23 protein-coding genes are annotated in these 24530 nt (G+C 71.0%); 11 read left to right on the forward strand and 12 right to left on the reverse strand.

What is annotated here, in order from left to right:
• Complete coding sequence (locus tag BXU09_RS07235; protein ID WP_078301510.1) at positions 1–756, reverse strand: DsbA family oxidoreductase; 756 nt, start codon at positions 754–756, stop codon at positions 1–3.
• Between the two features lie 160 nt (positions 757–916).
• Here BXU09_RS07235 and BXU09_RS07240 point away from each other — a divergent pair, with 160 nt between their 5' ends.
• From BXU09_RS07240 to BXU09_RS07260, 5 genes are all read left to right on the forward strand, one after another.
• A complete protein-coding gene (locus tag BXU09_RS07240) occupies positions 917–1747 on the forward strand; it encodes a peptidoglycan-binding domain-containing protein (RefSeq protein ID WP_078301512.1) in 831 nt (276 codons plus the stop codon).
• 159 nt (positions 1748–1906) lie between these two features.
• Complete coding sequence (locus tag BXU09_RS07245) at positions 1907–3670, forward strand: N-acetylmuramoyl-L-alanine amidase (RefSeq protein ID WP_078301514.1); 1764 nt, start codon at positions 1907–1909, stop codon at positions 3668–3670.
• Positions 3671–3700: 30 nt separating this feature from the next.
• Entirely contained in the window at positions 3701–4078 is a 378-nt protein-coding gene (locus BXU09_RS07250) for an MGMT family protein (RefSeq protein WP_078301516.1), read from the forward strand.
• A gap of 244 nt (positions 4079–4322) precedes the next feature.
• On the forward strand, positions 4323–4937 hold the full coding sequence (locus tag BXU09_RS07255; RefSeq protein ID WP_144012013.1) for a cytochrome c: 615 nt from the start codon (positions 4323–4325) through the stop codon (positions 4935–4937).
• 65 nt (positions 4938–5002) lie between these two features.
• Complete coding sequence (locus BXU09_RS07260) at positions 5003–6817, forward strand: ABC transporter ATP-binding protein (protein WP_078301520.1); 1815 nt, start codon at positions 5003–5005, stop codon at positions 6815–6817.
• A gap of 8 nt (positions 6818–6825) precedes the next feature.
• Here the strand turns inward: BXU09_RS07260 and BXU09_RS07265 are convergent, their stop codons facing one another.
• From BXU09_RS07265 to hemW, 8 genes are all read right to left on the reverse strand, one after another.
• A complete protein-coding gene (locus tag BXU09_RS07265) occupies positions 6826–7197 on the reverse strand; it encodes a hypothetical protein (RefSeq protein ID WP_144012014.1) in 372 nt (123 codons plus the stop codon).
• A 47-nt stretch (positions 7198–7244) separates the two neighbouring features.
• Positions 7245–7967, reverse strand: a complete 723-nt coding sequence (ubiE, locus tag BXU09_RS07270; protein WP_078301524.1) for a bifunctional demethylmenaquinone methyltransferase/2-methoxy-6-polyprenyl-1,4-benzoquinol methylase UbiE — start codon at positions 7965–7967, stop codon at positions 7245–7247.
• Positions 7968–8037: 70 nt separating this feature from the next.
• Positions 8038–9225: a BioF/Kbl family PLP-dependent acyltransferase gene (locus BXU09_RS07275; protein ID WP_078301526.1), complete on the reverse strand. Its 1188-nt coding sequence runs from the start codon at positions 9223–9225 to the stop codon at positions 8038–8040.
• A gap of 63 nt (positions 9226–9288) precedes the next feature.
• Positions 9289–10317, reverse strand: a complete 1029-nt coding sequence (locus BXU09_RS07280) for an Atu2307/SP_0267 family LLM class monooxygenase (RefSeq protein ID WP_078301528.1) — start codon at positions 10315–10317, stop codon at positions 9289–9291.
• A 114-nt stretch (positions 10318–10431) separates the two neighbouring features.
• On the reverse strand, positions 10432–11052 hold the full coding sequence (locus tag BXU09_RS07285; RefSeq protein ID WP_078301530.1) for a hypothetical protein: 621 nt from the start codon (positions 11050–11052) through the stop codon (positions 10432–10434).
• A complete protein-coding gene (locus BXU09_RS07290) occupies positions 11049–11759 on the reverse strand; it encodes a hypothetical protein (RefSeq protein ID WP_144012015.1) in 711 nt (236 codons plus the stop codon). The genes BXU09_RS07285 and BXU09_RS07290 overlap by 4 nt, the downstream gene beginning before the upstream one ends.
• Positions 11760–11943: 184 nt before the next feature.
• The gene (gene lpdA / locus BXU09_RS07295; protein WP_078301534.1) at positions 11944–13347 is read right to left on the reverse strand and encodes a dihydrolipoyl dehydrogenase; all 1404 of its coding nucleotides are present in this window, start codon (positions 13345–13347) and stop codon (positions 11944–11946) included.
• 123 nt (positions 13348–13470) lie between these two features.
• Positions 13471–14652: a radical SAM family heme chaperone HemW gene (gene hemW / locus BXU09_RS07300; protein ID WP_240501079.1), complete on the reverse strand. Its 1182-nt coding sequence runs from the start codon at positions 14650–14652 to the stop codon at positions 13471–13473.
• A gap of 29 nt (positions 14653–14681) precedes the next feature.
• On the opposite strand from hemW, the gene BXU09_RS07305 reads away from it, so the two are divergent.
• The gene (locus BXU09_RS07305) at positions 14682–15194 is read left to right on the forward strand and encodes a PaaI family thioesterase (protein WP_078301536.1); all 513 of its coding nucleotides are present in this window, start codon (positions 14682–14684) and stop codon (positions 15192–15194) included.
• A 17-nt stretch (positions 15195–15211) separates the two neighbouring features.
• Here BXU09_RS07305 and BXU09_RS07310 read toward each other — a convergent pair whose 3' ends face one another.
• Positions 15212–15700: a hypothetical protein gene (locus BXU09_RS07310; protein ID WP_078304837.1), complete on the reverse strand. Its 489-nt coding sequence runs from the start codon at positions 15698–15700 to the stop codon at positions 15212–15214.
• A 353-nt stretch (positions 15701–16053) separates the two neighbouring features.
• Here BXU09_RS07310 and BXU09_RS07315 point away from each other — a divergent pair, with 353 nt between their 5' ends.
• Positions 16054–18465 carry a DUF87 domain-containing protein gene (locus BXU09_RS07315; protein WP_078301537.1) on the forward strand — a complete coding sequence of 804 codons (2412 nt, stop codon included), beginning with the start codon at positions 16054–16056 and terminating at the stop codon, positions 18463–18465.
• 521 nt (positions 18466–18986) lie between these two features.
• On the opposite strand, the gene BXU09_RS07320 is transcribed toward BXU09_RS07315, so the two are convergent.
• Complete coding sequence (locus BXU09_RS07320; RefSeq protein WP_240501081.1) at positions 18987–19907, reverse strand: AEC family transporter; 921 nt, start codon at positions 19905–19907, stop codon at positions 18987–18989.
• A 312-nt stretch (positions 19908–20219) separates the two neighbouring features.
• Positions 20220–20402, reverse strand: coding sequence for a 50S ribosomal protein L32 (gene rpmF / locus BXU09_RS07325; RefSeq protein ID WP_055363851.1), 183 nt, complete (start codon positions 20400–20402; stop codon positions 20220–20222).
• 279 nt (positions 20403–20681) lie between these two features.
• On the opposite strand from rpmF, the gene BXU09_RS07330 reads away from it, so the two are divergent.
• From BXU09_RS07330 to trmH, 4 genes are all read left to right on the forward strand, one after another.
• Entirely contained in the window at positions 20682–21332 is a 651-nt protein-coding gene (locus tag BXU09_RS07330) for a trimeric intracellular cation channel family protein (protein ID WP_078301540.1), read from the forward strand.
• A gap of 85 nt (positions 21333–21417) precedes the next feature.
• Positions 21418–22755, forward strand: a complete 1338-nt coding sequence (locus tag BXU09_RS07335) for a deoxyribodipyrimidine photo-lyase (RefSeq protein ID WP_168174568.1) — start codon at positions 21418–21420, stop codon at positions 22753–22755.
• 37 nt (positions 22756–22792) lie between these two features.
• On the forward strand, positions 22793–23809 hold the full coding sequence (locus BXU09_RS07340) for an MBL fold metallo-hydrolase (protein WP_078301543.1): 1017 nt from the start codon (positions 22793–22795) through the stop codon (positions 23807–23809).
• A 31-nt stretch (positions 23810–23840) separates the two neighbouring features.
• Positions 23841–24506 (forward strand): tRNA (guanosine(18)-2'-O)-methyltransferase TrmH, encoded by a 666-nt coding sequence (trmH, locus tag BXU09_RS07345; RefSeq protein WP_078301545.1) that lies wholly within the window; start codon positions 23841–23843, stop codon positions 24504–24506.
• The last annotated feature ends 24 nt before the right edge of the window (positions 24507–24530 follow it).

Consider the following 24530-nt stretch of genomic DNA (forward strand, 5'->3'; position numbering starts at 1 on the left):
TCAGTTCTGCGCGGGCACGGCGCACTGGCCGTCCTCGCAGCCGTCGGCGGCGGGGTCCGTGCCGATCATCTGGAGGGGCGCGGGGTGGGTTTCGTTCCAGACCTGCGTGAGGGCGCCGAGCAGTGTCTGCGGGTCCTGGGCGCCGTTCACGCCGTACTTGCCGCCCAGCACGAAGAACGGCACGCCGCTGATGCCCAGCGACTGTGCCTGCGCCTCGTCCTGGCGGACGGCGTGCGCGTGGCAGCCGTCGAGCAGCGCGGCGCGGACCTCGGCGCCGTCCAGGCCGGTCTCCCCGGCCAGACGGACCAGGGTGTCGAGGTCGCTGACGAGCGCGCCCTCGCTCATGTAGGCGCGCAGCAGGCGTTCCTTCATGGCGTCCTGGCGGCCGTGCGCGGCGGCGTGGTGGATCAGCTGGTGGGCCAGGAAGGTGTTGCCCATGCGGGCGCGTTCAAAGTGGTATTCCAGGCCCTCGTCGGCGGCGACGCGGGTCATGTGGTCCATCATGCCCTGGGCTTCGTCGGCGCTGCGGCCGTACTTGCGGGCCAGTCCGTCGCGCATGTTCAGGGGGTGCTCGGCGGGGGTGGTGGGGTCGAGTTCGAAGGAGTGCCAGACGACCTCGACCTGATCGCGCTGGGGGAACTGCGCCAGGGCGCTTTCCAGGCGGCGTTTGCCGACGTAGCACCAGGGGCAGGCGATGTCGGACCAGATGTCCACGCGGATCTTGTCGGGGCTGGAGGGCTGGAAGGAGGCGGTCATGCCCCCATTCTCCCATGCTTTATAAAACAAAGCGGAAGCTGGCGCACAATGCCTCCGTAACCTATCCGCCCCGACCCTGCCGTACCGTCGGCCCCTCCTCATGAACCCGGTCCTGCCCGGCACTCAGCGGCCGTCAGCCGGAGCGTGCTACCACTACCCTATGCCGCGCCCCCACCCCGCCCTGCTGCCCGTCGCCCTGAGCGCGCTCCTGGGCACCCTCCCCGGTGCCCGCGCCGCCACGCCCGATCTGGTGCAGGCCGCCACCCGCACCGCCGCCGCCGTGAACGGCGTGCTGCGCAACTGCCCGACCAGTTTCGCCCGCGTCGGCACGGCGGGCAAGCAGTGCGTCGGCGCGCCCGGCACCACCGAGCAGGTCCGCCTGCAGATCGGCGCGGCGCTGGGCGGCGACCTGTACGGCGTGTGGCGCAGCCGCGACGACCAGCGCAGCGTCTACAACTGGCTGCGCACCCCCGGCGGCTTCGCGTACCTGCGCCTGCAACCCGACCCGGACGGCCGCGCCCGCACCCTGGTGTACCTCGACACGCCCCCGGACCCACTGCCCGCCGCCCCGGCCCTCACCCTGACCCCGGTGCAGCCGACCACGCCCCGACCGGCCCCCACTGCGGCACCGGCTGCCCCGGCCCCGGCGAGCACCACTCCGGCCAGCGCGGCTCCGGCCAGTACCGCGCCGACCAGTACCGCCCCGGCGGCTCCGGCCGCGCCGTCCGCCTCCCGGACGTTCCGGCGCACCCTGGAAGTCCAGACGCCCCGACTGAACGGCGAGGACGTGCGGGCCGTACAGAACCGCCTGATCAGGCTGACGCGCCCGGCCCGGCCCGGCCAGGGGGACGGCTGGTTCGGGCCGGTCACGGCCGCCACGGTCCGCGCCTTCCAGGCGGCCAACCGTCTGCCCGTCACCGGCCGCGTGGACCGCGCCACCTGGGACCGCCTGTTCGCCCCGGACGCCGCCACCTTCACGCCCGCCCCCTGAGCCGGGCCTGCCGCATACGCACGCCGGATGAGACGCCCCGACCCGCCAGGGCGACGCGGGCAGGGGCAAAACCGCGTGCATGTCGGCGTACAGCGCATTTACTGCCAAATGAGGCGTGAAACTCAATTCTCACGCCCCGCAGGTAAAGTACGGGTCAACATGAAGCTGCCTGTCATCCTCCTTTCATCTGCTCTGCTGCTGGCAGGCGCGGGTTCAGGACTGGCCCAGACCGCAGCTCCCACCGATCCCTTTCAGCGGGCCGCTCCGGCCGCCAGCGCTCCCCGCGTCAGCGTGGGCGCCCAGAGCGCCGGCGTACCCGCCGCGCCCATCACCCTGCCCGGCGTGCAGAACGCCACCTTCGGCTCGCCGCGCGCCAGCAGTCAGGGCAGCGCCACGCGCGTCGTGTTCGACCTGCCCGCCGGGGTCACCTATTCCCTGACGCCCACCTTCACGGGCCTGCGCGTGGACGTGCAGGGCGCCCGCGTGCAGCCCGCCGTGACCGCCCGCTTGGGCAGCAGCGTCACCGAGTACCGCGCCGGCGGCGGACAGGCGACCCTGTTCACGCCCTTTCCGCTGTCCCTGACCGACGGCTGGAAGGCGCAGGAGGCCACCCTCGCCACCGGCAGCCGCGTCCTGATCATCGACATCGGCGCGGGCGTCACGGGCGGCGCGCCCGGCAGCCGCGTCCTGACCAGCGCGCCCGTCACGGCCGCCGCGCAGGCCGTCCTGAACGCCTCCTCTGCGCCGCTGCCGGTCACGCTGCCACCGGGCGACACCGTGCAGCCCGGCGGTAAGGTCCTGCCGCCCGCCCCGGCCCTGCCCGGCAGCGACACCGCCCGCCCCAGCGCCCTGACCGGCCGCGTGCCCGGCACGCCCAGAAGCGACCTGCTGGCCCCGCCGCGCCTGGGCAAGAGCCCCGGCCAGACCCGCGTGGTGCTGGACCTGCCGCCCGGCGCGACGTACCGCATCACGCCCGGCCCCAGCGGCCTGAGCATCGAACTGACCGGCCTGAACGTCCCGGCGCAGGGCGAACGCAACGCCAGCCCCGAACTGCGCGAGTGGCGCTCCGAAGCCCGCGCCGGGGGCGGCGTGGTCACCCTGCTGACCGCCGCGCCCACCACCGAACGCAGCGGCTGGCGCGCCCAGCTGCTGCCGCCCGCCAGCGGCGACCTGTACCGGCTGGCCATCGACCTGTCGCCCGCCATGGCCGACCTGACCCCCCTGTCGCCCGCCGAGCGCGTCGTCGCGGCCGTGCCGCCGGTCCCGGCGACGCGCGGCACCGCCATCCTGGCCCTCAGCGCCAGTTACGTGAGACCCCGCGTGGTCATCGACCCCGGTCACGGCGGCCGTGATCCCGGCGCGGTCGGACTGGTCACCGAGAAGGCCGTCAACCTCGACATCGCGCTGCGTGTGCGCGACCTGCTCACGGCCGCCGGCGTGGACGTCGTGCTGACCCGCGACAGCGACCGCGAACTGAGCGCCGACAAGAACACCGACCTGAAACTGCGCGCCGCGCTGAGTACGCCCGGCACGGCGCTGTTTGTCAGCATTCACGTCAACGCCCTGGAGGCCGTCAGCGCCCTGCGCGGCTACGGCATCGAGACGTGGTGGAATCCCAACCACCCGCGCAGCAGCGCCCTGGCCGCCCTGCTTCAGAACAACCTGATCGGCCAGACCGGCGCGTTCAACCGGGGCCTGAAGAACAGCCAGTCCCTGAGCGTGCTGCGCAACAGCCGCGTGCCGGCCGCGCTGGTCGAGGTCGGGTACCTCAGCCACCCGGTGGACAGCCAGAACCTGAAAGACACCCATTACATCGACCGCGTGGCGCTGGGCATCGCACAGGGCATCCGCGAGGCGCTGGTCAGCGGCGTGACCGCCGACACCGGCACCGAACGCGCCCCGCTGGCCGGCACCTCCCGCTGACGGCCCGCTCGCTGCGGCACAATGGCAGGCATGACCGACCCCGCGCAGATCGCCCCGGCCTTCCGTGACCGCGTACTGGCCCTGGTGGCCCGCATTCCCGAGGGCCGCGTCATGACCTACGGGCAGCTGGCGCTGCTGGCCGGCACGCCCGGCGCGGCCCGGCAGGCAGGCTTCGTGATGAACTCGCTGGTGGGCGGCGTCAGTACAGACGGCAGCGGCCTGCCCTGGCACCGGGTGATCAACGCGCAGGGCCGCGTCAGCACCCACAAGGTGGGCTTCGGGGACATGCAGGAAGCGCTGCTGCGTGCCGAGGGCGTGCCGCTGGACGCCACGGGCCGCTGCGACCTCGCCGCGCGGCAGTGGTGGCCGGAAGAGGAACGCGGCGCGCCGCCCACCCCGCTGCTGTGATACGGACTCCGATTGAATGGGCTGCAAAGCCCGTTCAATCCGAGCGGATGCGAGTAGGAGCAGGGCGGGTTCCGGACGTGGAGCCGGCAATCCGGTGAAGTTCCGGATTGTTGGCGAAACAAACGGAATCCGTATGACCTCCGGGAACGGTCGTCCGGCCCGGGCGAAACCGGCGTCCGGGCATGAAGGAAACCACCGGACCGCCCTTCCACATGTCCCGGCAGGCCGGTCGTATGCTCGGACTATGAACAGACGAACGCAACGCGAAGCGGGCGACGTGACCTCCTGGGCGGTGGGTGTGACGGCCGGACTGATCCTGGGCGTGACCCTGCTGATCGCCACGCCCCGCCTGATGACCCCACCCACCACCGCCGAGGGCACCACCACCAGCACCACCACCCGCGACGCCGCCACGCAGGTCGAATCGGCCGACGCGCAGGAAGCCGCCACCCAGGGGACGGCCGGGCAGCAGGAGGGTGGGATGCAGGAGGAAGGCGCCGCCACCGCTGAGGCCAGCGCCGAAGGTGAGGGCGAGGCCGCGACAGGCGAGGCGACGGAAGGCGCGTCAGCCGGGGGCGCCGCACCCGAAGCCGCCGCCGGGAACGCCGAGGCCGGGCAGACCGTGTACGTCGGGAACTGCGCCGCCTGCCACGGCCCGAACGGGCAGGGACAGATCGGCCCCAGCCTGGTCGGTGAGGACGGCCCCAAAAACTGGACGCTCGCCCAGTTCACCGCCACCCTGCGGGAAGGCAAGACGCCTGACCGTCAGCTGAGCGCCGCCATGCCCCGCTACGCCGAGACGCAGATCAGCGACGAGCAGGTCGCGGACCTCCAGGCGTACATCAAGACCCTGAACTGATCGGCGGGAAGTCAAGCGCACCTGCGGCCCGCGCTCCGGGTGCGTTGCCGTACGCTGCGGGCCTCATGACCCAGCCCTCCCTGCCCGCCCGTGAGCTGTGGCGCACGCTGCGCCTGACCCTGCCGGACCTGTGGCGCGCCCAGCCGCTGGTCACGGCGGGTCTGTTCCTGAGCGGCGCGGCGCAGGGCGCGCTGCCTGCCGTGACCATCCTGATCGGGAAGTGGACGGTGGACGGCGTGAGCGGTCTGCTGGCCGGGCAGAGCGTGAACCTGACGGTGCTGGCGGCCGCGTGGGTGGGCGCGGCGCTGCTGACGCAGGTGACCGTGACGCTCACGCAGGTCATGCAGGGCGTCGCCGCCGACCACTACACCCTGCACGTGAACCAGCGCCTGATGCGCCGCATGACCGAGTTACAGGGTCTGGACGTGCTGGAAGACCCGCAGTTCCACGACGACATCGAGGTGCTTCAGGGCGGCGCCCACCACCGGCCGCTGAACCTGCTGTCCACGCTGGTGTACGCGCTGCGCGGCGTGGTGGCGGCCGTCAGCGTGGCGGCCACCCTCCTGATCATCGGGTGGTGGGTGCCGCTGGTCGTCGTGGCGGGCCTGCTGCCGCTGCTGTCCCGGCAGATGCAGTTCTACCGACTGGGCTGGACCCTGTTCATCCAGAACACCCCCGAGGCGCGCGAGGTGAACTACCTGTCCCGCGTGGCGCTGCGTCACGAGTACGCCAAGGAGGTCCGCCTGTACGGCCTCGCGCCGCACCTGCAACGCGAGGCGCTCACCCGCGCCCGCGCGTACCAGGACACCCTGCGCGCCCAGCGCACCCGCGGCCTGCTGGCCCTGCTGCCCTTCGAGGCGCTGTCCCTGCTGGTCACCGGGGGCCTGTTCGCGTTCGTGGTCGCGCAGGCGCAGGCCGGGCGGGTCGGAGCGGGCAGCGTGGCGCTGGTGATCACGGCGCTGGCCGCCCTGCGGCAGGAACTGAGCCGCCTGACCGAACTGAGCAGCAACGGCACGCAGCACCTGAACTGGTTCGCCAAACTGCACGCCTTCCTGAACGCCCCCGGCGGCGTGCAGAACCCGGCCCAGCCGCGCCCGCTACCCACGGACGGCGCCATCACCCTGGAGAACGTGAGCTTCGCGTACCGCGACCAGCCCCCCGCGCTGCGGGACGTGACGCTGACCATCCCCGCCGGGCAGACCGTCGCCATCGTCGGCGAGAACGGCGCGGGCAAGAGCACCCTGATCAAGCTGCTCCTGCGCTACTACGACCCCACCGCCGGACGCATCCTGATCGGCACGGGCGCGGCGCAGACCGACCTGCGCGACCTCGACCTCAACGACTGGCGGGCGGGCGTCGCCGCCGTCTTCCAGGACTTCGCGCGCTTCGAATGGACGCTGCGCGAGAACATCCTCCTGGGGCAGACGCAGGACGACGCCCGCCTGAACGCCGCCGTGCAGGGCAGCGGCCTGAACACCGTCCTGACGGGCACCCGCACGCTCGACACCCGCCTCGGGCAGGCGTTCGGCGGCGCAGACCTCTCCGGCGGCCAGTGGCAGAAACTCGCCACCGCCCGCGCCCTGTACCGGGATGCCCGCATCCTGATTCTCGACGAACCCACCGCCGCCCTCGACCCCCGCAGCGAGGCCGAGGTGTTCGGCACCTTCGCCGCCCTGGCGCGCGGCCGCACCACCCTGCTCGTCACGCACCGCCTCGGCAGCGTCCTGATGGCCGACCGGGTCATCGTCATGAAGGCCGGACAGATCATCGAGGACGGCACCCACGCCGCACTGCTCGCGCGCGGCGGCGAGTACGCCGATCTGTGGGCACTCCAGGCCCGCCAGTACGAGGACCAGCCCGGCGAGCCCGTCCTGGCGTGAACTGAAGGTCAGCGCCAGCGCAGGCTCACGTCCGCGCCCACCTGCACGTCCGGCAGCGGGGAGGCGGGCGTGCAGGTGAACCGCACCTCGTCCGGGGCCAGGGCAGTTGTCGGGGTCGTCTTGACCGTCCCGAACACCAGCCGCGAACCCGACAACAACGCCCGCAGCGGGGCCGGACTGGTCGTGCTGGCCCCTGCCCCGCGCAGGGTCAGGGTCGCGCCCCGGCAGGACAGCACGCCCACCTCACCCCCGGACGGCCAGAAGATCCGCAGGCCCTCCGGGACGCGCTCCACACCCACCGTGAACAGGGCCGCCTGGGCCTGCGCCCCGCCCACCCACAGGCCCACCATCAGCGCCGCCGCACGCATCCGTCCTCGCATGGGCCCATGCTGCCCGCATGCGCCCGCGCAAGTCGAGCAGATGTGCCTTACGGCAGCCTGTCCCCGACGTGGATGGCGGCGATGCCGAACGTCAGCAGGCGGTAGCGGGTGCGGAAGCCCGTGGCGCGCATCAATCCCGCCAGCCGCTCGGGTTCCGGGAAGGCCAGCACGCTCTCGGGCAGGTACGTGTACGCGCCCGCGTTCCCGCTGATCAGCCCGCCGATGCGCGGCAGCACATGCTGGAAGTACACCCGGAACAGGCTGCCCAGCAGGCCGGGACGGGGCGGCGGGAACTCCAGGATCACGGCCCGCCCGCCCGGCGCCAGCACCCGGTGGAACTCCGCGAGGCCGCGCGCGTAATCCGCGAAGTTCCGGAATCCGAACGCGCAGGTGATCGAGTCGAAACTCCCGTCCGGGTACGGCAGGTTCAGCGCGTCCCCTTCCTCCAGGCGGATGTCGATGTGCCGCGCGGCGGCCTTCTGGCGGCCGATGGCGAGCATCTGCGGCACGAAGTCACTGCCGATCACCTCGGCCTGTGGGGCGCGGGTCTTGAGTTCCAGCGCGAAATCCGCCGTGCCGGTCGCCACGTCCAGCACCCGCGCCGGATTCAGGGCCAGGGCTTCCTGCGCCGCCGCCCGGCGCCAGCCCCGGTCCACGCCGAGGCTCAGCACGCGGTTCAGAAGGTCGTAACGGGGCGCGATGCTGGCGAACATGGCCTGCACGTCCTTGCCCTTGTCCTGCTTGTCGCCCACCGGCGGCCGGTTCGTCATACCCGCGATCATAGCGGCGCACGGGCGGGACAGACGGGAAGCGTTCCGCCAGTCCCGCCCGCCGTGGGGATCAGGAGATGATGCCCAGCGTGCGGCCCACCTCGGCGTAAGCCTGGAGGGCGTGGTCGAGGTCGTCACGGGTGTGCTCGGCGGTCACGATGTTGCGGATGCGCGCCAGTCCGCGCGGCACGGTCGGGAAGCCCAGCCCGACGGCGAACACGCCCCGGTCGAACAGCAGGCGGCTCGCCTCGAACGCGGCCGTCGCCTCGCCGAAGATGACGGGCGTGATGGGCGTGGTACTGCCGAAGATATCGAAGCCCAGCCCCTGCAACTCCGCCTTGAAGTAGCGGGTGTTGTCCCACAGGCGCGCCATCAGGGTGGGGTCGCGCTGCACCTCGTCGAGCGCGGCGGCCAGCGCGCCCACCGTGGCGGGGGCCTGCGCGGTGCTGAAGAGGTACGGGCGGGCGCGGTTGATCAGCAGCTGGCGCAGGTCGCCGTGCCCGGCGGCGTACCCGCCCACGCCGCCCCAGGCCTTGCTGAGCGTCCCGACCTGGATCACGTCGTCGGCGTACTCGAACCCGAAGTGATGCACGGTGCCGCGCCCGGCCTCGCCCATCACGCCGCTGCCGTGCGCGTCGTCCACGTACGTGACCGCGCCGTACCGGCGGGCGACCGCCACGAGTCGGTCGAGGGGGGCCACATCGCCGTCCATGGAGAACACGCCGTCCGTCACGACCAGTTTCAGACCGTCCGTGTCGTGCTCTTTCAGCAGGCGTTCCAGGTCGTCCGGGTCGGCGTGTCTGTACACCTTCTTGGTGGCCTTGGTCAGGCGCAGCCCGTCGATGATGCTGGCGTGGTTCAGTTCGTCGCTGATGACCAGGTCACCCTCGCGCAGCAGCGCGCCCAGCACGCCCTGGTTGGTCGTGAAGCCGCTGTGCAGCACCAGCGCGCTGCCCGTGTGCTTGAACGCCGCCAGCTGCGACTCGAAGTCCTCGTGAATGCGCAGCGTTCCGGCAATCGTGCGGACCGCGCCCGCCCCCGCGCCCCAGCGTTCCAGGTACTCGGCGGCCCGCGCCTTCAGGGCCGGGTGGTCCGCGAAGCCCAGGTAGTTGTTGCTGGCGAGGTTCACGACCTCGCGCCCGTCCACGCGGGTGCGGGCGCGGCTGGCGCTGTCCAGCACGCGCGGGTGAATCAACAGCCCGCTCTCGCGCAGGCCGGACAGCTCGGCAGTCAGACGGTCGGACAGGGAAGTGGCCATACCCCCGAGTCTAGGCGTGCGCCGCCCCTGCTGTCCGTGAGCCGGGGACGCATGCGGCCCCCGCTACAGGTCCGCGACCTGCGGGGCGACCTCCCGGCCCAGCAGCTCGACCGAGCGCAGCATCCGCGCGTGCGGCATCAGCACGTTCGTCATCTGGAAACTCAGGCGGTCCACGCCGCCCAGCGCCCCGTGCACGAACCGCAGCTTGGCGGCCACGGTGTCCGGCGTGCCGATCAGGTACGGGCCGGTCGGTCCGCACGCCGCGTCGAACTGCGCGCGCCTCGGCGGCGCCCAGCCCCGCTCGCGGCCCAGCGTGTCCAGCATCCGCGCGTACCCTGGCCAGAAGTCGTCCCGTGCGCCCTCGTCGCTGTCGCCCACGAAGCCGAAGGCGTGCACACCCACCCGCAGGGTCTCCGGGGCGTGCCCGGCCTGCGCGCCCGCCTCGCGGTACAGGTCCACCAGCGGCCGGAACGCCCGGAAGTCCCCGCCGATGATCGCCACCATCAGCGGCAGCCCCAGCCGCCCGGCCCGCACGAACGACTCCGGCGTGCCGCCCACCCCCACCCACACCGGCAACTGCGGCTGCTGCGGGCGCGGGTACACGCCCTGACCGCGCAGCGGCGCACGGTGCCGGCCCGACCAGTGCACGTGCGTGTCCCCGCGCAGGCGCAGCAGCAACTCCAGTTTCTCGCTGAACAGCGAGTCGTAGTCCTGCGTGTTCAGGCCAAACAGCGGGTACGCCTCGATGAACGACCCGCGCCCCACGACCAGTTCCGCCCGCCCGCGCGACAGCAGGTCCAGCGTGGCGTACTGCTGGAACACCCGCACGGGATCATCGGCACTCAGGACCGTCACGGCGCTGTTCAGGCGGATGCTCTCCGTGCGGGCGGCAGCGGCCGCCAGGATCAGGGACGGCGCGGAATCCAGGTACTCGGGCCGGTGGTGCTCGCCCACCCCGAAGGAGTGCACGCCGCTGCGGTCGGCGACCTCGATCTCCTCCAGCAGGTTCGCGAGGCGGTCGGCCGGTGAGAGGGTCACGCCCGTGACCGGGTCGGATACCACCGCCGCGAAGCTATCAATGCCGAGTTTCATGCTTCATATTATAAAGCGATTTGGAAAGAGAAACACGGAGACACCTGAGAGCGGGAGGCAAAGAGCACAGAAAAGACCCCCGGCAGGTCCGGGGGCCACTGGGCAGAAGGCGCGCTACTGGCTGGTCACGGGCGTCGGCTCGTGCAGCGTGTAGCGTTGCAGGCCCGCCGTCCCCAGGCTGCGCTGGTACGTGCGGCTCCCGTCCGGCAGGTACACGTAGTGCTCGGCGCGCGTCCAGCCCTGCGCCAGATTCCAGCGCTGCCGCATGTCCGGCACGAGCGTCCTGAAGTCCGCCGTCACGGCCGCACTGGCGTACGCCACGCGGTCATGCGTCATCAGCGGCAGCGTCTCGCCCACGTCCAGCGTGCCGTTCGCGTTGCGGTCCTGCCACATCGTCCATTCCAGCAGCAGCACCTTCGCGGCGGCCGGGGCGACCGTCACCGACGCGCCCGCCGGGATCAGCGTCGCGGCGTCCACGGCGCGGTCCGTCTGGTTGATCCACTTCAGCGGGTCCACGTCCACGGCCGTCTTCCCGGCGGGCACGGCCAGCTGGTACACGCTCTCGCCGCCGTCCGTCACCAGGGACAGGTAGGCGCCGGCGGGCGCGGCCGGGAAGCGCACCTCCACCCCGCTCGGCAGGGGAGGGCGCCCGCCCGTCGGGGATGACGAAGCGCCGCACGCGGTCAGGGCTGCGCCCAGCAGGACCACTGCCGGAATCCACATGGCGCGCTTCATTTCGCACCGCCCAGGCTGCCGCCCAGCGGGGCGCCCTGACTGATCAGGCGGTTCGTCGGTTCGTGCAGGCGGACGCTCAGGCGTTCGTCGGCCTCGGGCACGCTGTTCATGGTCACCACGTACCGGCCGGGCGTGGCCGACGGCTGCCGGACCTCGTGCGCCACCAGCGACCAGCCCTTGCGGCGCGCGCCGCTCTCGGTCGTGCGCCCGTCCGCACTGGTGAACGAGTACGTGAACGCCTCGCTGGCGTAACTGTAGATCGAGTGCGTCTGGTACAGCTCCTCGGTGCTTTCCGGCCGCCCGTTGCGGTTCAGGTCGTTGTAGATCACGAAGTACACGTTGCAGGTCTGCACGTTCTCCGGCGACACCACCACGTCCCGCATCCCGTCGGTCTCGCCGCCCTTGAACGGCGACAGGCAGGCACTCTTCTGAATGTTCTGAAGCGAGTAGCCGTCCAGGTAGATGGTCGTGCGGTTCACCACGCTGCCCGGAGCGCCCCACAGATACCCACCGTCCCCGATGGTCCGCAGGTACTGCCCGTTCGCGCCGAAGGCCACTCCACTCAGCCGCAGCGTGTCCACAGCCGGGGTGTCCGGGAAGGTGAAGGTCAGACCCATGGGGGCGGGTGGCGGGGGACTGGGGCAGGCGGTCAGGAGCGCACACAGCGCCCCGACCCCACCCAACCGGATCATGTTCATCTTCTTCATACGACGTTCACAGTAGCGGACGCCCCCGGACCCTGCACGCACATTTGACGCAGGGAGCCGGCACGCCAAGAACAGACGACGGGCACAGACGACGGGCACAGAAGGCAGGTGGCCCCCGGTCCGTCCGGAAGCCACCTGCCCTGTCGTCACCTGCGCTGTCGTCACCTGCCCCGAGGCACTGTCCTCAGCGGTTCATGATGTGAATGGCCTGCTTGTGGACGGCCTCGGCGGCCTCCAGCACGCTCTCGCCCAGGGTGGGGTGCGCGTGGATGGTCAGGGCGATATCGCTGGCGGTGGCGGCCATTTCCAGGGCCAGGCTGGCCTCGCCGAGCAGGTCGCTGGCGTGCGGGCCGACGATGTGCACGCCCAGCAGCAGGTCCGTGTCCTTCTCGACGACCATCTTTACGAAGCCGTCCGTGGCCTGCAGCGTCATGGCGCGCCCAGAGGCGCTCAGGGGGAACACGCCGGTCTTCACGTCGTAGCCCTTCTCTTTCGCCTCGGCCTCGGTCAGGCCCACCCAGGCGAGTTCCGGGCTGGTGTACACCACGCCGGGAATGGCGACGGCGTCCTGCTCGGCGGGCTTCCCGGCGATCACCTCGGCGGCCACCAGACCCTCCTTCATGGCCTTGTGCGCCAGCATGGGGTTGCTGGCCACGTCACCCACCACGTAGATGTGCGGCACGTTGCTGCGCTGGCGGGTGTCGGCGGGAATGAACCCGCGCTCCGTGACGTTCACGCCGGCCGCCTGGGCGTTCAGGCCGTCCGTGCGGGGTCGGCGGCCCACGGCGACCAGCACCCGGTCGAAGACCTCGGTGGTTTTCGTGCCGGTCTTCACGTCTTCCAGTTCCACGTGAATGCCGTCGGCTTTCTTCTCGGCGCGGTTGGCCTTGGTCTGCACGGCGATCTCGATGCCCTGCTTCTTCATGATCTTCGTGAATTCCTTGACGGCGTCGGCGTCCGCGCCCGGAATCACGTTCGGCATGAACTCGATGACCTTCACTTTGCTGCCCATGTTGTTGTACACGTGCGCGAACTCGAAGCCGATCACGCCGCCCCCGATGCACAGCATCCGTGCGGGCACCGGGTCCGGCATGACCAGCGCGCCCGTGGAATCCACGATTCTCTCCTGATCCACGTCCAGGCCCGGCAGCTTGGCGGGCTCTGAGCCGGTCGCGATGATGAAGTTCGCGGCCGTGTACGTCTTGTCGCCGACCTGCACGGTGTGCTCGTCGATGAAGCTGGCCTGCCCGATCAGGTGCGTGACCTTGTTCGCCTTGAACAGGCTGCCCACGCCGCCCGTGAGTTTCTTGACGATGCCGTCCTTCCAGCCGTTCAGTTTGGCGATGTCCAGCTTCTGCTCACCGAAGGTCAGGCCGAAGTCGGCGGCGTGCCGCGCGGCGGCGATCTGCTCACCGGCGTGCAGCAGCGCCTTGGTGGGAATGCAGCCCACGTTCAGGCATACGCCGCCCACCGTGTCGCGTTCGGCGCAGGCGACCTTCAGGCCCAGCTGCGCGGCGCGGATGGCGGCGTGGTACCCGCCGGGACCCGCACCGATCACGAGCACGTCGTAGTCATAGGATTTCGTCATGCGGTCAGTCTAACGCGGCCCCCGTGAGCCGTCACTGACCTGCCCGCATAGCTGGACGCAGCCCATTCACAACTCCCACTGGTCAAACAGAGGGGGGCGGGGGATGGTCGACGGAGGATGGGTTTACACCTCCAGAAAGTCCGTGATCACGCGGTTCAGCACCCACCAGCCCTCGGGCGTGGCCCGCAACTGCTCACCGTCCAGGGTCAGCAGGCCGCGCGCCACGTTCGCCGCGATGGGCGCCGCGTACACCTGCGGCACGTCCAGGCCGCTGCGGCGCGACAGGTCACCCAGGTTCACGCCCGCGCGCAGGCGCAGGCCCATGAACAGCGCGTCCGTGACGAACTCGGGCGCGTCGATGGCCTCCGGCGCACCCGCCTCGCCGGTCAGCCACTCGTGCAGGTGCGGATTCGTGCGCCGCACCGTCAACACGTCCGCCGCGCGCGGTCCGGCCCCATCCGCCATCTGCCATCCGCCATCTGCCGGGTAATGTCCCGCAGCCCCCGGCCCCAGCCCCAGGTACGTGCGGCCCTGCCAGTACGCGAGGTTATGCCGGGATTCCTGACCGGGCCGGGCGTAGTTGCTGATCTCGTAACGGGTCAGGCCGCGCGCGGTCAGTAGGGCCTCGGTCTGCTCGAAGCCGCGCCGCTCGTCCTCCTCCTCGACCGTCACGCCCCGGCGCGCGAATTCCGTGCCGGGCTCGATGGTCAGCGTGTACGCACTGACGTGCCCCACGCCCAGGTCCAGCAGGCCCTGAATGTCACTCTCCAGCGGTTGCCCCGGCACGGCCGTGATCAGGTCCCCACTCACCCGGAAGCCCGTCCCGATCAGGGTGGTGACCGCCTCGCGCGCCTGCTGCGCGTCATGCTGGCGGCCCAGGAACTTCAGGGTCGCGTCGTCCAGGCTCTGCACGCCCACGCTGGCCCGGTCGAAGCCCAGCGCCCGCCAGTGCGCTGAGCGCTCCGGCGTGACCGTCCCCGGATTCACTTCCAGCGTGTTCTCCAGGCGGCCCCAGCCCAGGTGACGGCGCACGCTGCCCACCAGCGCCTCTATCTCCGCGTCCCGCAGGAAACTGGGCGTCCCGCCCCCCAGGTACACCGTGTCCAGATCCACACGGTACGTGGCGGCCAGCGCCGCCGCCTCGACCTCCAGCCGCTCCAGGTAGCGCTCCACCAGCCCGGCGCGGCGCGTCAGCACATGAAAATCACAGTACGGGCAGATGGTCGGGCAGAACGGCACGTGCACGTACAGGTGCCGCACCACGTCCGGGGCAGGGCTGGGCTGGGCGGCAGGGTCGGCACTCACGCGCGGCAGTCTACGCGTATCCTCGCCGGATGACCGACGCGCCCCTCACGAACGACCGCCAGCGCACCTACACCTGGGCCGACACCGCCCCCGCCCTGGCCGCCCTGCGCACCCTCAGCGGCCTGGAATTCCTGCGCGCCATCGCCCGCGGCGACCTGCCCCCCTCGCCGGTCGGCATGACGCTCGGCATGGAACCCCTGCGCGAGGAGGACTTCACCGAAGGCCGCGCCGTGTTCCGCCTGAAACCACAGGAATTCCACTACAACCCCATCGGCAGCGTGCACGGCGGCGTGTTCGCCACTCTGCTCGACTCCGCGCTGGCCTGCGCCATCCACACCACGCTACCCGCCGGGGTGGGGTACACCACCCTGGAACTGAAATTCAACTGCGTCCGCCCCCTGATCGCCGGCGGCCCCGAAGTGCAGGCCGTCGGGCAGGTCGTCGCTGGCACCCGCCAGACCGCCATCGCCGAGGGCCGCATCGTGGACGACACCGGAAAACTGTACGCGCACGCCACGACCACCTGCCTGATCCTGCGGTAAAGCCCCGCCAGTGAACGTCAGCGGCCGTGCGGCGTGCGGTCCATCCAGGCGCTCAGGGCTTCCCCCACGTTCTCCGGGCCGACGACGACCACCGCCGCGCCTGCCTGGGCCGCTGCCGACGCGGCCGCGCACTCGCCCGCCGGGCCGCCCGCGCTGTCCGCGCCCGTCCAGGCGGGGAACTCGCCGCCCTCGCGGTACTCCACGCCGCCTGCGTCGTTCACCACGCGCTCCGGCACGCTGATCGCCGGGCCGCCTGACAGGGCCGACGGGGCCACCACGATCACGCCGCGCGGGTCCGCCTCGCGCAGCGCCGCCAGCAGCGGCGTCAGGCCGTCATGCACGACCAGCGTCACGCGGCCCTTGCCGTCCACGCCCGCCAGTTCCCCGGCCAGCCCACCCGCCAGCGAGGGCGGCGCGGCGACCAGCCACGCGTGCCCCCCCGCGCGACCCTCGAACAGGGCGAGGGCACTGCCGTACACGTCAGACCAGGTGCGGGTGTGTTGCATGACGCCCAGCATAGCGGGCGGGTGCCCGGCCTCACGAAAGGTCCGCAGCACCGCTGGGTTCGAGCAGGGTGGGCAGAAGCGAGTTGGGCTCCGGGTACGGCTGACCCTGAAAACAAAAAATCCGTCCTGCGCGGACGGTGATAAGGAAAGAATAGCGCGGTATGCAGGGTGTGTCAACTTCTGCGGGCGGGTTGCGCAAATGGCGTGCTGGTGGGCATTTCCGGCAGTGGGGTATGCGCCGCTTGCATGCCGTTCCCGCCCCCTGGCCCGCAGGCCCACGCCGGGGGGGCTGGTGCGGACCGGCGGGCGGGGTGTTTATGCTGGGTTCATCACACAGCTGGGCCGGAGGTCAGATGCAGGATTACGAGAAGCTGGGCGCGTTCTACCTGGGCAGGACGGTCGACCCGAACACGAATCAACCGACGGATGAACTGCTGCTGTACGACAGCGCGGACCTGACCACGCACGCCGTGATCATCGGCATGACCGGCAGCGGCAAGACGGGCCTGGGCCTGAGCCTGATCGAGGAGGCCCTGATGGACGGCGTGCCGGTCCTGGCGGTCGATCCGAAGGGGGATCTGGGGAACCTGCTGCTGACCTTCCCGGATCTCGCGCCGGGCGATTTCCGCCCGTGGGTGGACGAGGCGGAGGCCGCGCGGGCGGGTGTGTCGGCCGATGATCTGGCGGCGCAGAAGTCGGCGTTGTGGCACAAGGGGCTGGGCGAGTGGGGCCAGAGTGGAGAGCGGATCCGGACGCTGCGGGAGAAGGCGGATTTCGCGGTGTACACGCCGGGCGGCAGCGCGGGCCTGCCGGTCAGCGTCCTGAAGGGCTTCGACGCGCCGCCCCCCGAGATCATGGACGACGCGGACGCCCTGCGTGAGCGCATTCAGGGCACCGTGACGGGCCTGCTGGGCCTGCTGGGTCTGAGTGCCGATCCCATGCGCTCGCGCGAGCACGTGCTGCTGTCGAACCTGCTGGGGCACGCGTGGGGCGAGGGGCAGTCGCTGGACATGGGCGGCCTGATCGCCGGGATTCAGGCGCCGCCCTTCGCGCAGATCGGCGTGATGCCGGTGGACGCCTTCTACCCGCCGAAGGAGCGCTTCGAGCTGGCCATGAGCCTGAACAACCTGCTGGCCTCGCCGGGCTTCGCCGCGTGGACGCAGGGCGAGCCGCTGGACGTGGGCCGGTTCCTGTTCACGCCGGAAGGGAAACCGCGCGTGTCGGTCATGAGCATCGCGCACCTGGGGGACGCCGAACGCATGTTCTTCGTGTCGATGCTCCTGAACGCCACCCTCGCGTGGATGCGCACGCAGTCCGGCACGAGCTCCCTGCGGGCCGTGCTGTACATGGACGAGATCGCCGGGTACTTCCCGCCGAACGGGAACCCGCCCAGCAAGCCGCCCATGCTGACCCTGCTGAAGCAGGCGCGGGCCTTCGGGCTGGGCGTCGTGCTGTCCACGCAGAACCCCGTGGACCTCGATTACAAGGGCCTGAGCAACACCGGCACCTGGATGATCGGCCGCCTCCAGACCGACAACGACAAGGCCCGCGTGCTGGAGGCGCTGCAGGGCGCGACCAGCGGCCTGAACGCCCTGACCCGCGAGCAGCTGGACGCCCTGCTGTCCGGCCTGGGCAAGCGCGTGTTCCTGATGCACAACGTCCACGAGGCCCGCCCCACACTGTTCACCACCCGCTGGACCATGAGTTACCTCGCCGGGCCGATCACCGGCACGCAGATCCGGCGACTGATGGGGGAGAGGAAGGCGGATGGCGGAAGGCAGAAGGCAGATGGCCCGGCTGGGGTTTCGTCTTCGGCCATCAGCCTTCCGCCATCCGCGCCGGCAAAACCCGTGGTTCCGCCCGGCATCACCGAGGTCTTCGTGCCTACCGGCGCGCCGGACGTGCAGTACCACGCGCGGTTGCTGGCGGTCGCGCAGGTGCGGTACGCCTCGGTGAAGTACCGCGTGGACGTGGCGGGCGTGCTGCCGCTGGTGGTGGACGTGACGGACGGCCCCATTCCCGTCACCTGGGACGGAGCGACCGACCTGCCCATCGATCCGAACACGCTGGAGCAGTCGGGCGTGGACGGCGCGACCTTCTCGGACGTGCCGGCGGCGCTGCTGAACGCGAAGAACCACGCGCGCTGGGCGAAGGAGGCTGCGAAGTTCGTGGCGGGCAGCCGACCCCTGACGCTGTGGCAGGAGCCGGGCAGCGGCCTGATCAGCGCGCCGGGCGAGGCCGAGGGGGACTTCCGGGCGCGGGCCAGTCTGGCCGGGCGGGAAGCCAGGGACGCCGCCGTGCAGAAACTCCGCGCGAAGTACGCTCCGAAAGTCACGGCCCTTCAGGACCGCCTGGCGCGCGCGCAGGGGAAGGTGCAGCAGCAGCAGGCGCAGGCGCAGCAGGCCGGGTTGCAGGCCGCCATGAGCGTCGGTGTGGGCGTGCTGGGCGCGCTGTTCGGCGGCGGGCGCAAGACGACCGCGCTGCGCAGCGGCGTGTCCGGCATGGGCCGCTCCATGCGCGAGGGGCAGGACGTGCAGGCCGCGCAGACCGAACTGGCGCAGGTCGCGGCGCAACTGCAGGAGTTGCAGGCGCAGGTGCAGTCCGAGGTGGACGCCCTGACCCTGACCGCCAGCAGCGACCTCGTGCAGGTGGATGTGAAAGCGAAGAGTACCGACGTGACTGTGCCGCTGGTGGCCCTGGCGTGGCTGCCGTACACCCGCGCGGCCAGCGGCCTGCTGACCCCCGCGTGGGACGCGCCCACCTGAGCGACACCTGAACCGTAGGGTCGCGGCCTCCCGGCAGGTGGGGGAGGCCGCGACCGCCCCGCCGGGGCAGACATAAAAAATCCGCCTTCCCAGGCGGCTGTTTCGGTGGTCTTGCTTGACTGCGAGGCATTTCCTCGATTGATAAGTTCAATATAGCCCGGTATGCACCCCGGGTCAAGTTCAACCGGCAGCCCGGAAAAATCCGCTGCTGGACGGCATTCCTGGCGCGGGAGCGCGGCGGGGTATGCATCATACGGATTCCGTTTGTTTCGCCGACAACCCGGAACATCGCCGGGTTGCCAGCTCCACGTCCGGAACCCGTTTTTCTCCCACTCGCATCCGCTCGGATTGAACGGTCTTTGCAGCCCATTCAATCGGAGTCCGTATCATACGGATTCCGTTTGTTTCGTTTACAGATCGGAACACCACCGATCTGTCAACTCCACGTCCGGAACCCGCTTCGCCCCTACTCGCTCCGCTCGGATTGCACGGCTTTGCAAGCCATTCAATCGGAGTCCGTATCAGCCCAGGCGGGGCAGCAGGGCCACCACGCCCGCGATCGTCACGACGCTGCCCAGCGTGCTGAGTAGCACCACGCCCGCCACCGTGTCCGTGTCCCCGTCGTACTCGCGGGCGATCAGCAGAGCGTTCACGGCGGTCGGCATGCTGGCCGACAGGATCAGCACCGCCAGCGACTCGCCCCGCAGGCCGCACAGCGCACCCACACCCAGCCCCAGCAGCGGCCCCCCGATCAGCCGCGCCGCCGCCGCCAGCCACAGCCGCCCGTGCAGGTGCGGCCAGCCGCCCGCCCCGAGTTGCAGGCCCAGCGACAGCAGCACCAGCGGCAGCGTCGCCTGGGCCAGCAGCGACACGCCGCGCGACAGGCCCTGCGGGAGCGTCACGTCCAGCGCCCGCAGCAGCAGCGCCGCCGCCGCCACCCACACGGTCGGCAGGCGCAGCACCGCGCCCAGCGCTCCCCGCCACCCGCCGCCCCCGGCATCGCCCCGCGTGCCGCTGCCGAACAGGGCCGGGCCGACCACGTACATCGCCACGATGGACACCAGAAACACCACGGTCGCCCGCTCGAAACCCGCCTGCCCGAACGCGAACAGCGCCATCGGCAGCCCCATGTTCCCGCTGTTCCAGATGCCCACGCTGGCGCTCAGGGCGCGCCGCTCGCTCCCTGGGCGGCCCAGTCCGCACAACCAGCCCAGCAGCAGCGACGCCGCCATGACCAGCAGGTACGCCGCGCCCAGCTGCGCGGCCTCGGCGGCGCGGACCGGGGTGCGCAGGATCACGTCCAGCACCAGCGCCGGAATCAGCAGGTACATGGTCAGCCGCGCCACCGTGCCCTGATCCACCGGCATCCGCCACGACAGCAGCGCGCCCAGGCCTGCCACCAGCATGACCGGCAGCAGCACGTTCCCCAGCGCCTGAAGCATGCCTGACATCCTCGCACGGCCCGGCCCGCCCGTGCCGCGCAGCTGCGTGGGCCGTCAGGGCGGGGCAACACAGGGTGGGGTCAAACAAAAAATCCGCCCTTCTCGGACGGTGATGCATTCAATATACCCCGGTATGCACGCCCGGTCAAGCCTCCGCAGGCAGACTGCGAGCAGCCCGGAGAAAGCGCGGCTGGCATGGCGTTTTCCGGATTGCGGTCGGACGGGCAGGCCTGCGGGGAGTGCATACCGCGCGCCGGGTAGAAAAGAACAACGCCCTCCGCAGGGGAGGGCGCATGTTCCGTGTGGCGCGTCTCAGACGGCCAGCACCTGGCGGCCGTCGTAGTAACCGCAGCTGGGGCAGATGTGGTGGCTGAGCTTCTTCGCGTGGCACTGGGGGCACTCGGTCAGGTTGGGCGCGACGAGGGCGTGGTGGCTGCGGCGCATGTCGCGCTTGCTCTTGCTGGTCTTCTTCTTGGGGACGGGGTGCTTGGCCATGATTTTTCTCCTGGGCCGCACGGCGTTTCTCGCCGGGGCGCGATTCTCTGCCCACAACGAACCCGGGCGAGACAACAGCGGGGAGTATAGCACAGCGCCTCCCCACGCTGCCAATGCACCCCACCGCCCACGGCCGGGCGGCAGCCTGCGCGGCGTGTGAAGCGGCCTGTCGTCTGCTCTGCCACCCGCACCGCCCCCCTCTGCCCGGCCCGCTTTCTCCCGGCGCGCGACCCGGACAGCACCGGCCCGCGCCGCCGACTCCTCCGGTACAGTTGACGGGTGCATGAACTGCAGTGGACTCCGATCACGCTGGCCACGGGCCTGCACGCCCTGGACCTGATCGGCGTGCTGGCCTTCGCGCTGTCCGGGGCGCTGCTGGGCGTCCGCAAACGCTTCGACCTGTTCGGGGTGCTGGTGCTGGGCTGCGTGACCGCCGTGGGCGGAGGCGCGATCCGCGACACGCTGACCGGGCAGACCCCGCCGCTGTTCCTGCGGGACGAGACGTACCTGTGGGCGGCCCTGGCCGGCGCGGCGCTGGCCTTCGCGTTCGGGGAGCGGCTGGCGCGGTTCGAACGGACCCTCAGCGTGTTCGACACCGCCGGACTGGCCCTGTTCGCGGCGTCCGGCGCGATCGGCGCGATCAACATCGGGCTGGGGCCGCTGGGCGTGGTGTTCGCCGGGATGCTCTCCGGGGTGGGCGGCGGGATCATCCGCGACCTGATCGCCAACGAGGTCCCGGAAGTCATGTACCGCCGCGACCAGCTGTACGCCACCGCCGCCGCCGCCGGGGCGCTGACCGTGTGGCTGCTGCACGCGCACGTCACGCCGTTTCAGGCGCAGTTCGCGGGCGCAGCCGTGGTCGTCGCGCTGCGCTGGCTGTCCCGGCGCGGCTGGGTGAAACTCCCGGTGCGCCGCCTGCCCGGAGCCTGAACCCACCCGCACGGCAGGCCAGTGGTTATCACAGGTAAGGCTTCCCACCGTCCGGCGCCCGCCGGGACTGGTACAACCTCAAGGCATGATCCATGACTCCCGCGTGCAGGTCCTGCGGCCCGGCACGCCCCGCCGCCAGGGGTTCGTGCTGCTGTGGGTGCAGGCCACCGTCCGCACCCGCGACAACCACGCCCTGGAGTACGGGGTGCGCGAGGCCAACCGCCTGAACCTGCCCCTGGTGGCCGTGTTCGGCCTGACGCCCGGCTACCCGGAGGCGAACGCCCGCCACTACGCGTACCTGCTGGAGGGCCTGCGCGACCTGCGCGTGAACCTCGCTGCGCGCGGCATTCCGCTGCGCGTCACGCTGGGCGACCCGCCCGCTGCGGTCCTGGCGGCGGCCGGGGGCGCGGCGCTCGTCGTGACCGACGTGGGCTACACCCGCATCCAGCGCGAGTGGCGCGGGTGGCTGGCCGACCGGCTGGACGTACCGCTCATGCAGGTGGAATCCGAGGCCCTCATTCCTGTGGGCGTGGTCAGCGGCAAGCAGGAGTACGCGGCGCGCACCATCCGCCCGAAGATCCACCGGCTGTGGCACGACTATCTCGTCCCGCTGGACGCCCACGACCTGAGAAAGCAGACGCGCGACTGGGAGGCGGGCGAGGACGTCAGCGACCCTGCCGCCCTCCTGAAGACCCTGCCCATCGACCACAGCGTGCCCCCCGGCGACGAGGAAGGCGGCGAGAACGCCGCACACGACCTGCTTGAGGACTTCATCACCCGCAAACTCGACACCTACGACACCCGCCGCAACGACCCCACCGTGGACGGCAGCAGCCGCCTGAGCGCCCACCTGCACTACGGGCAACTCTCGCCCCTGAGCGCCGCCATCGCCGCCCGCGAACACGGCGGCCCCGGCGCGGACGCCTTCCTGGAAGAACTGATCGTGCGGCGCGAACTCAGCTTCAACTACACCACCTACAACCCCCACTACGACCGCTACGAGGGCCTGCCCAGCTGGGCACGCGCCACCCTGGCGGAACACGCCGGGGACCGCCGCGAATACACCTACACCCGCGCCGAACTGGACGGGGCACAGACGCATGACCCGTACTGGAACGCCGCGCAACGACAGATGACCCGCACCGGCCGCATGCACAACTACATGCGCATGTACTGGGGCAAGAAAATCCTCGAATGGACCCCCACCCCCCAGCAGGCGTACACCGAGATGCTGTGGCTGAACAACCGCCACGAACAGGACGGCCGCGACCCGAACAGTTACGCCGGCATCGGCTGGGTCCTGGGCCTGCACGACCGCCCCTGGACGCGCCGCCCCATCTTCGGCACCGTCCGCTACATGAACGCCGGCGGCCTGAAACGCAAATTCGATATCGACCGCTACGCCCGGCAGTGGGCGGAGTAGGGGAGACCTCAGCCCGCGCAGCCGCTAGAGTCCGCTTATGACCGACGTGGCCCCCCTTCCCGCGCAGTACGTGACGAGTGGCGGCGCGCGCGTGTACACGCTGCCCGTGCGGGCCTTCCCGAACTTCCGCGCGAACGCCTACCTGCTGGTGCGTGGTGACCCGCACGCGCCGGCGTACGCGGCGCTGGTGGATACCGGCGGGAGTGGCCCGGACAACCTGGTGGACCTTCAGGCCGGACTGGCGGCGGTGCGGGCCGGGTACGGCGAGGCGGTTGCGCTGGACACCCTGACCCGGATCGTGATCACGCATCCGCATCCGGATCACCTGGGCGGCCTGAGCGCCCTGCGGGAGTACACGGACGTGCCCGTGGCGGCGTTCCACAGCGCCGTGCCGTTCATCGAGCAGCCCGGCGCGATCCGCTCGGCGTGGCTGACACAACCCGACGCGCAGGCCGTGTGGCTCGGCCTCCCACCCGGCAGCGAACTGGACGGGCGTATCCGCCGCCGGGGCTCGAACCTGACCGTGCCGCGTGCCCTCCCGGTCGCCACGCCCCTGCACGATGGGGACGTGCTAGACGACCTCCTGCACGTCATCCACACGCCGGGCCATGAGGGCAACCAGATCTGCCTGCGCGTGGACGAGGTGCTGCTCAGCGCCGATCACCTGCTGCCGCTGAACTCGCCGCCGCTGATGCCCGCCCGCTTCCTGCGCGGCAGTGGCGTGGCCGCCTACCTGGACTCACTGGACCGCGTGGAGAGGCTGGACGGCGTGACCCTCGCCCTGGGCGGCCACGACGGCCCCATGTCCGACCCCCGCGCCCGCATCCACGCGCTGCGGGGGCGCACGCACGAGAAACTGGACGGCCTGCTGGCCGCCTGCACGCACCCCATGACCATCCACGACCTGCTGCTCGCGCTGCACCCGCGCCTGCGGTCCATTCAGGCGGTGCTGCTGCTCGACCAGACCGCCGCACTGGCGGAATATCTGGCCGCGACAGGCGCGCTGAGCGAAACCACCCGCGAGGACGGCGCGGGCCTGTTCACCCGCACCTGAACCTGCGCGCCGTGCGGTACTCTGGAGCGTTATGACCCCGGAGCGTTACGCGAAAATCATGCGGGTGCTGAGCCGACGCCAGCCGACCCTGACCGTCCTGATGGACCAGGTGAACAAACCCCACAACCTGTCCGCCATCATCCGCACCTGCGACGCCGTCGGCGTCCTCGAGGCGCACGCCGTCGCCCCGAAGGGCGGGAAACTCGCGGAATTCGAGGGGCACACCTTCGAGGCCACGAGCGGCAGCGCCCACAAGTGGGTGACCGTCAACCGCCACCAGGACGCCGCGCAGGCTGTGCGTGACCTGCAGGCGCAGGGCGTGCAGGTGCTCGCCACGCACCTCTCGCAGCGCAGCGTGGACTACCGCGACGCCGACTACACCCGCCCCACCTGCGTGCTGCTGGGCGCCGAGAAATGGGGCGTGGGCGACGAGGCCGCCGACGCCGCCGACGGGAACATCATCATTCCCATGTTCGGCATGGTGCAGAGCCTGAACGTCTCTGTGGCGGCCGCGACCATCCTGTTCGAAGCGCAGCGCCAGCGCCTCGCCGCCGGAATGTACGACACGCCCCAGCTGACCCCCCAGGCCCTCGCGGACCGCGCCTTCGAATGGGCGTACCCGGACCTCGCCCCCGCCTACCGCGAACGTGGCGAAGCCTACCCCGCCCTGGACGAGCACGGGCAGATCCTCGCCTGACCGGCCACCCGGAGCCCCGGCGCG

This window comes from Deinococcus sp. LM3 (assembly GCF_002017875.1).
Classification (GTDB): domain Bacteria; phylum Deinococcota; class Deinococci; order Deinococcales; family Deinococcaceae; genus Deinococcus.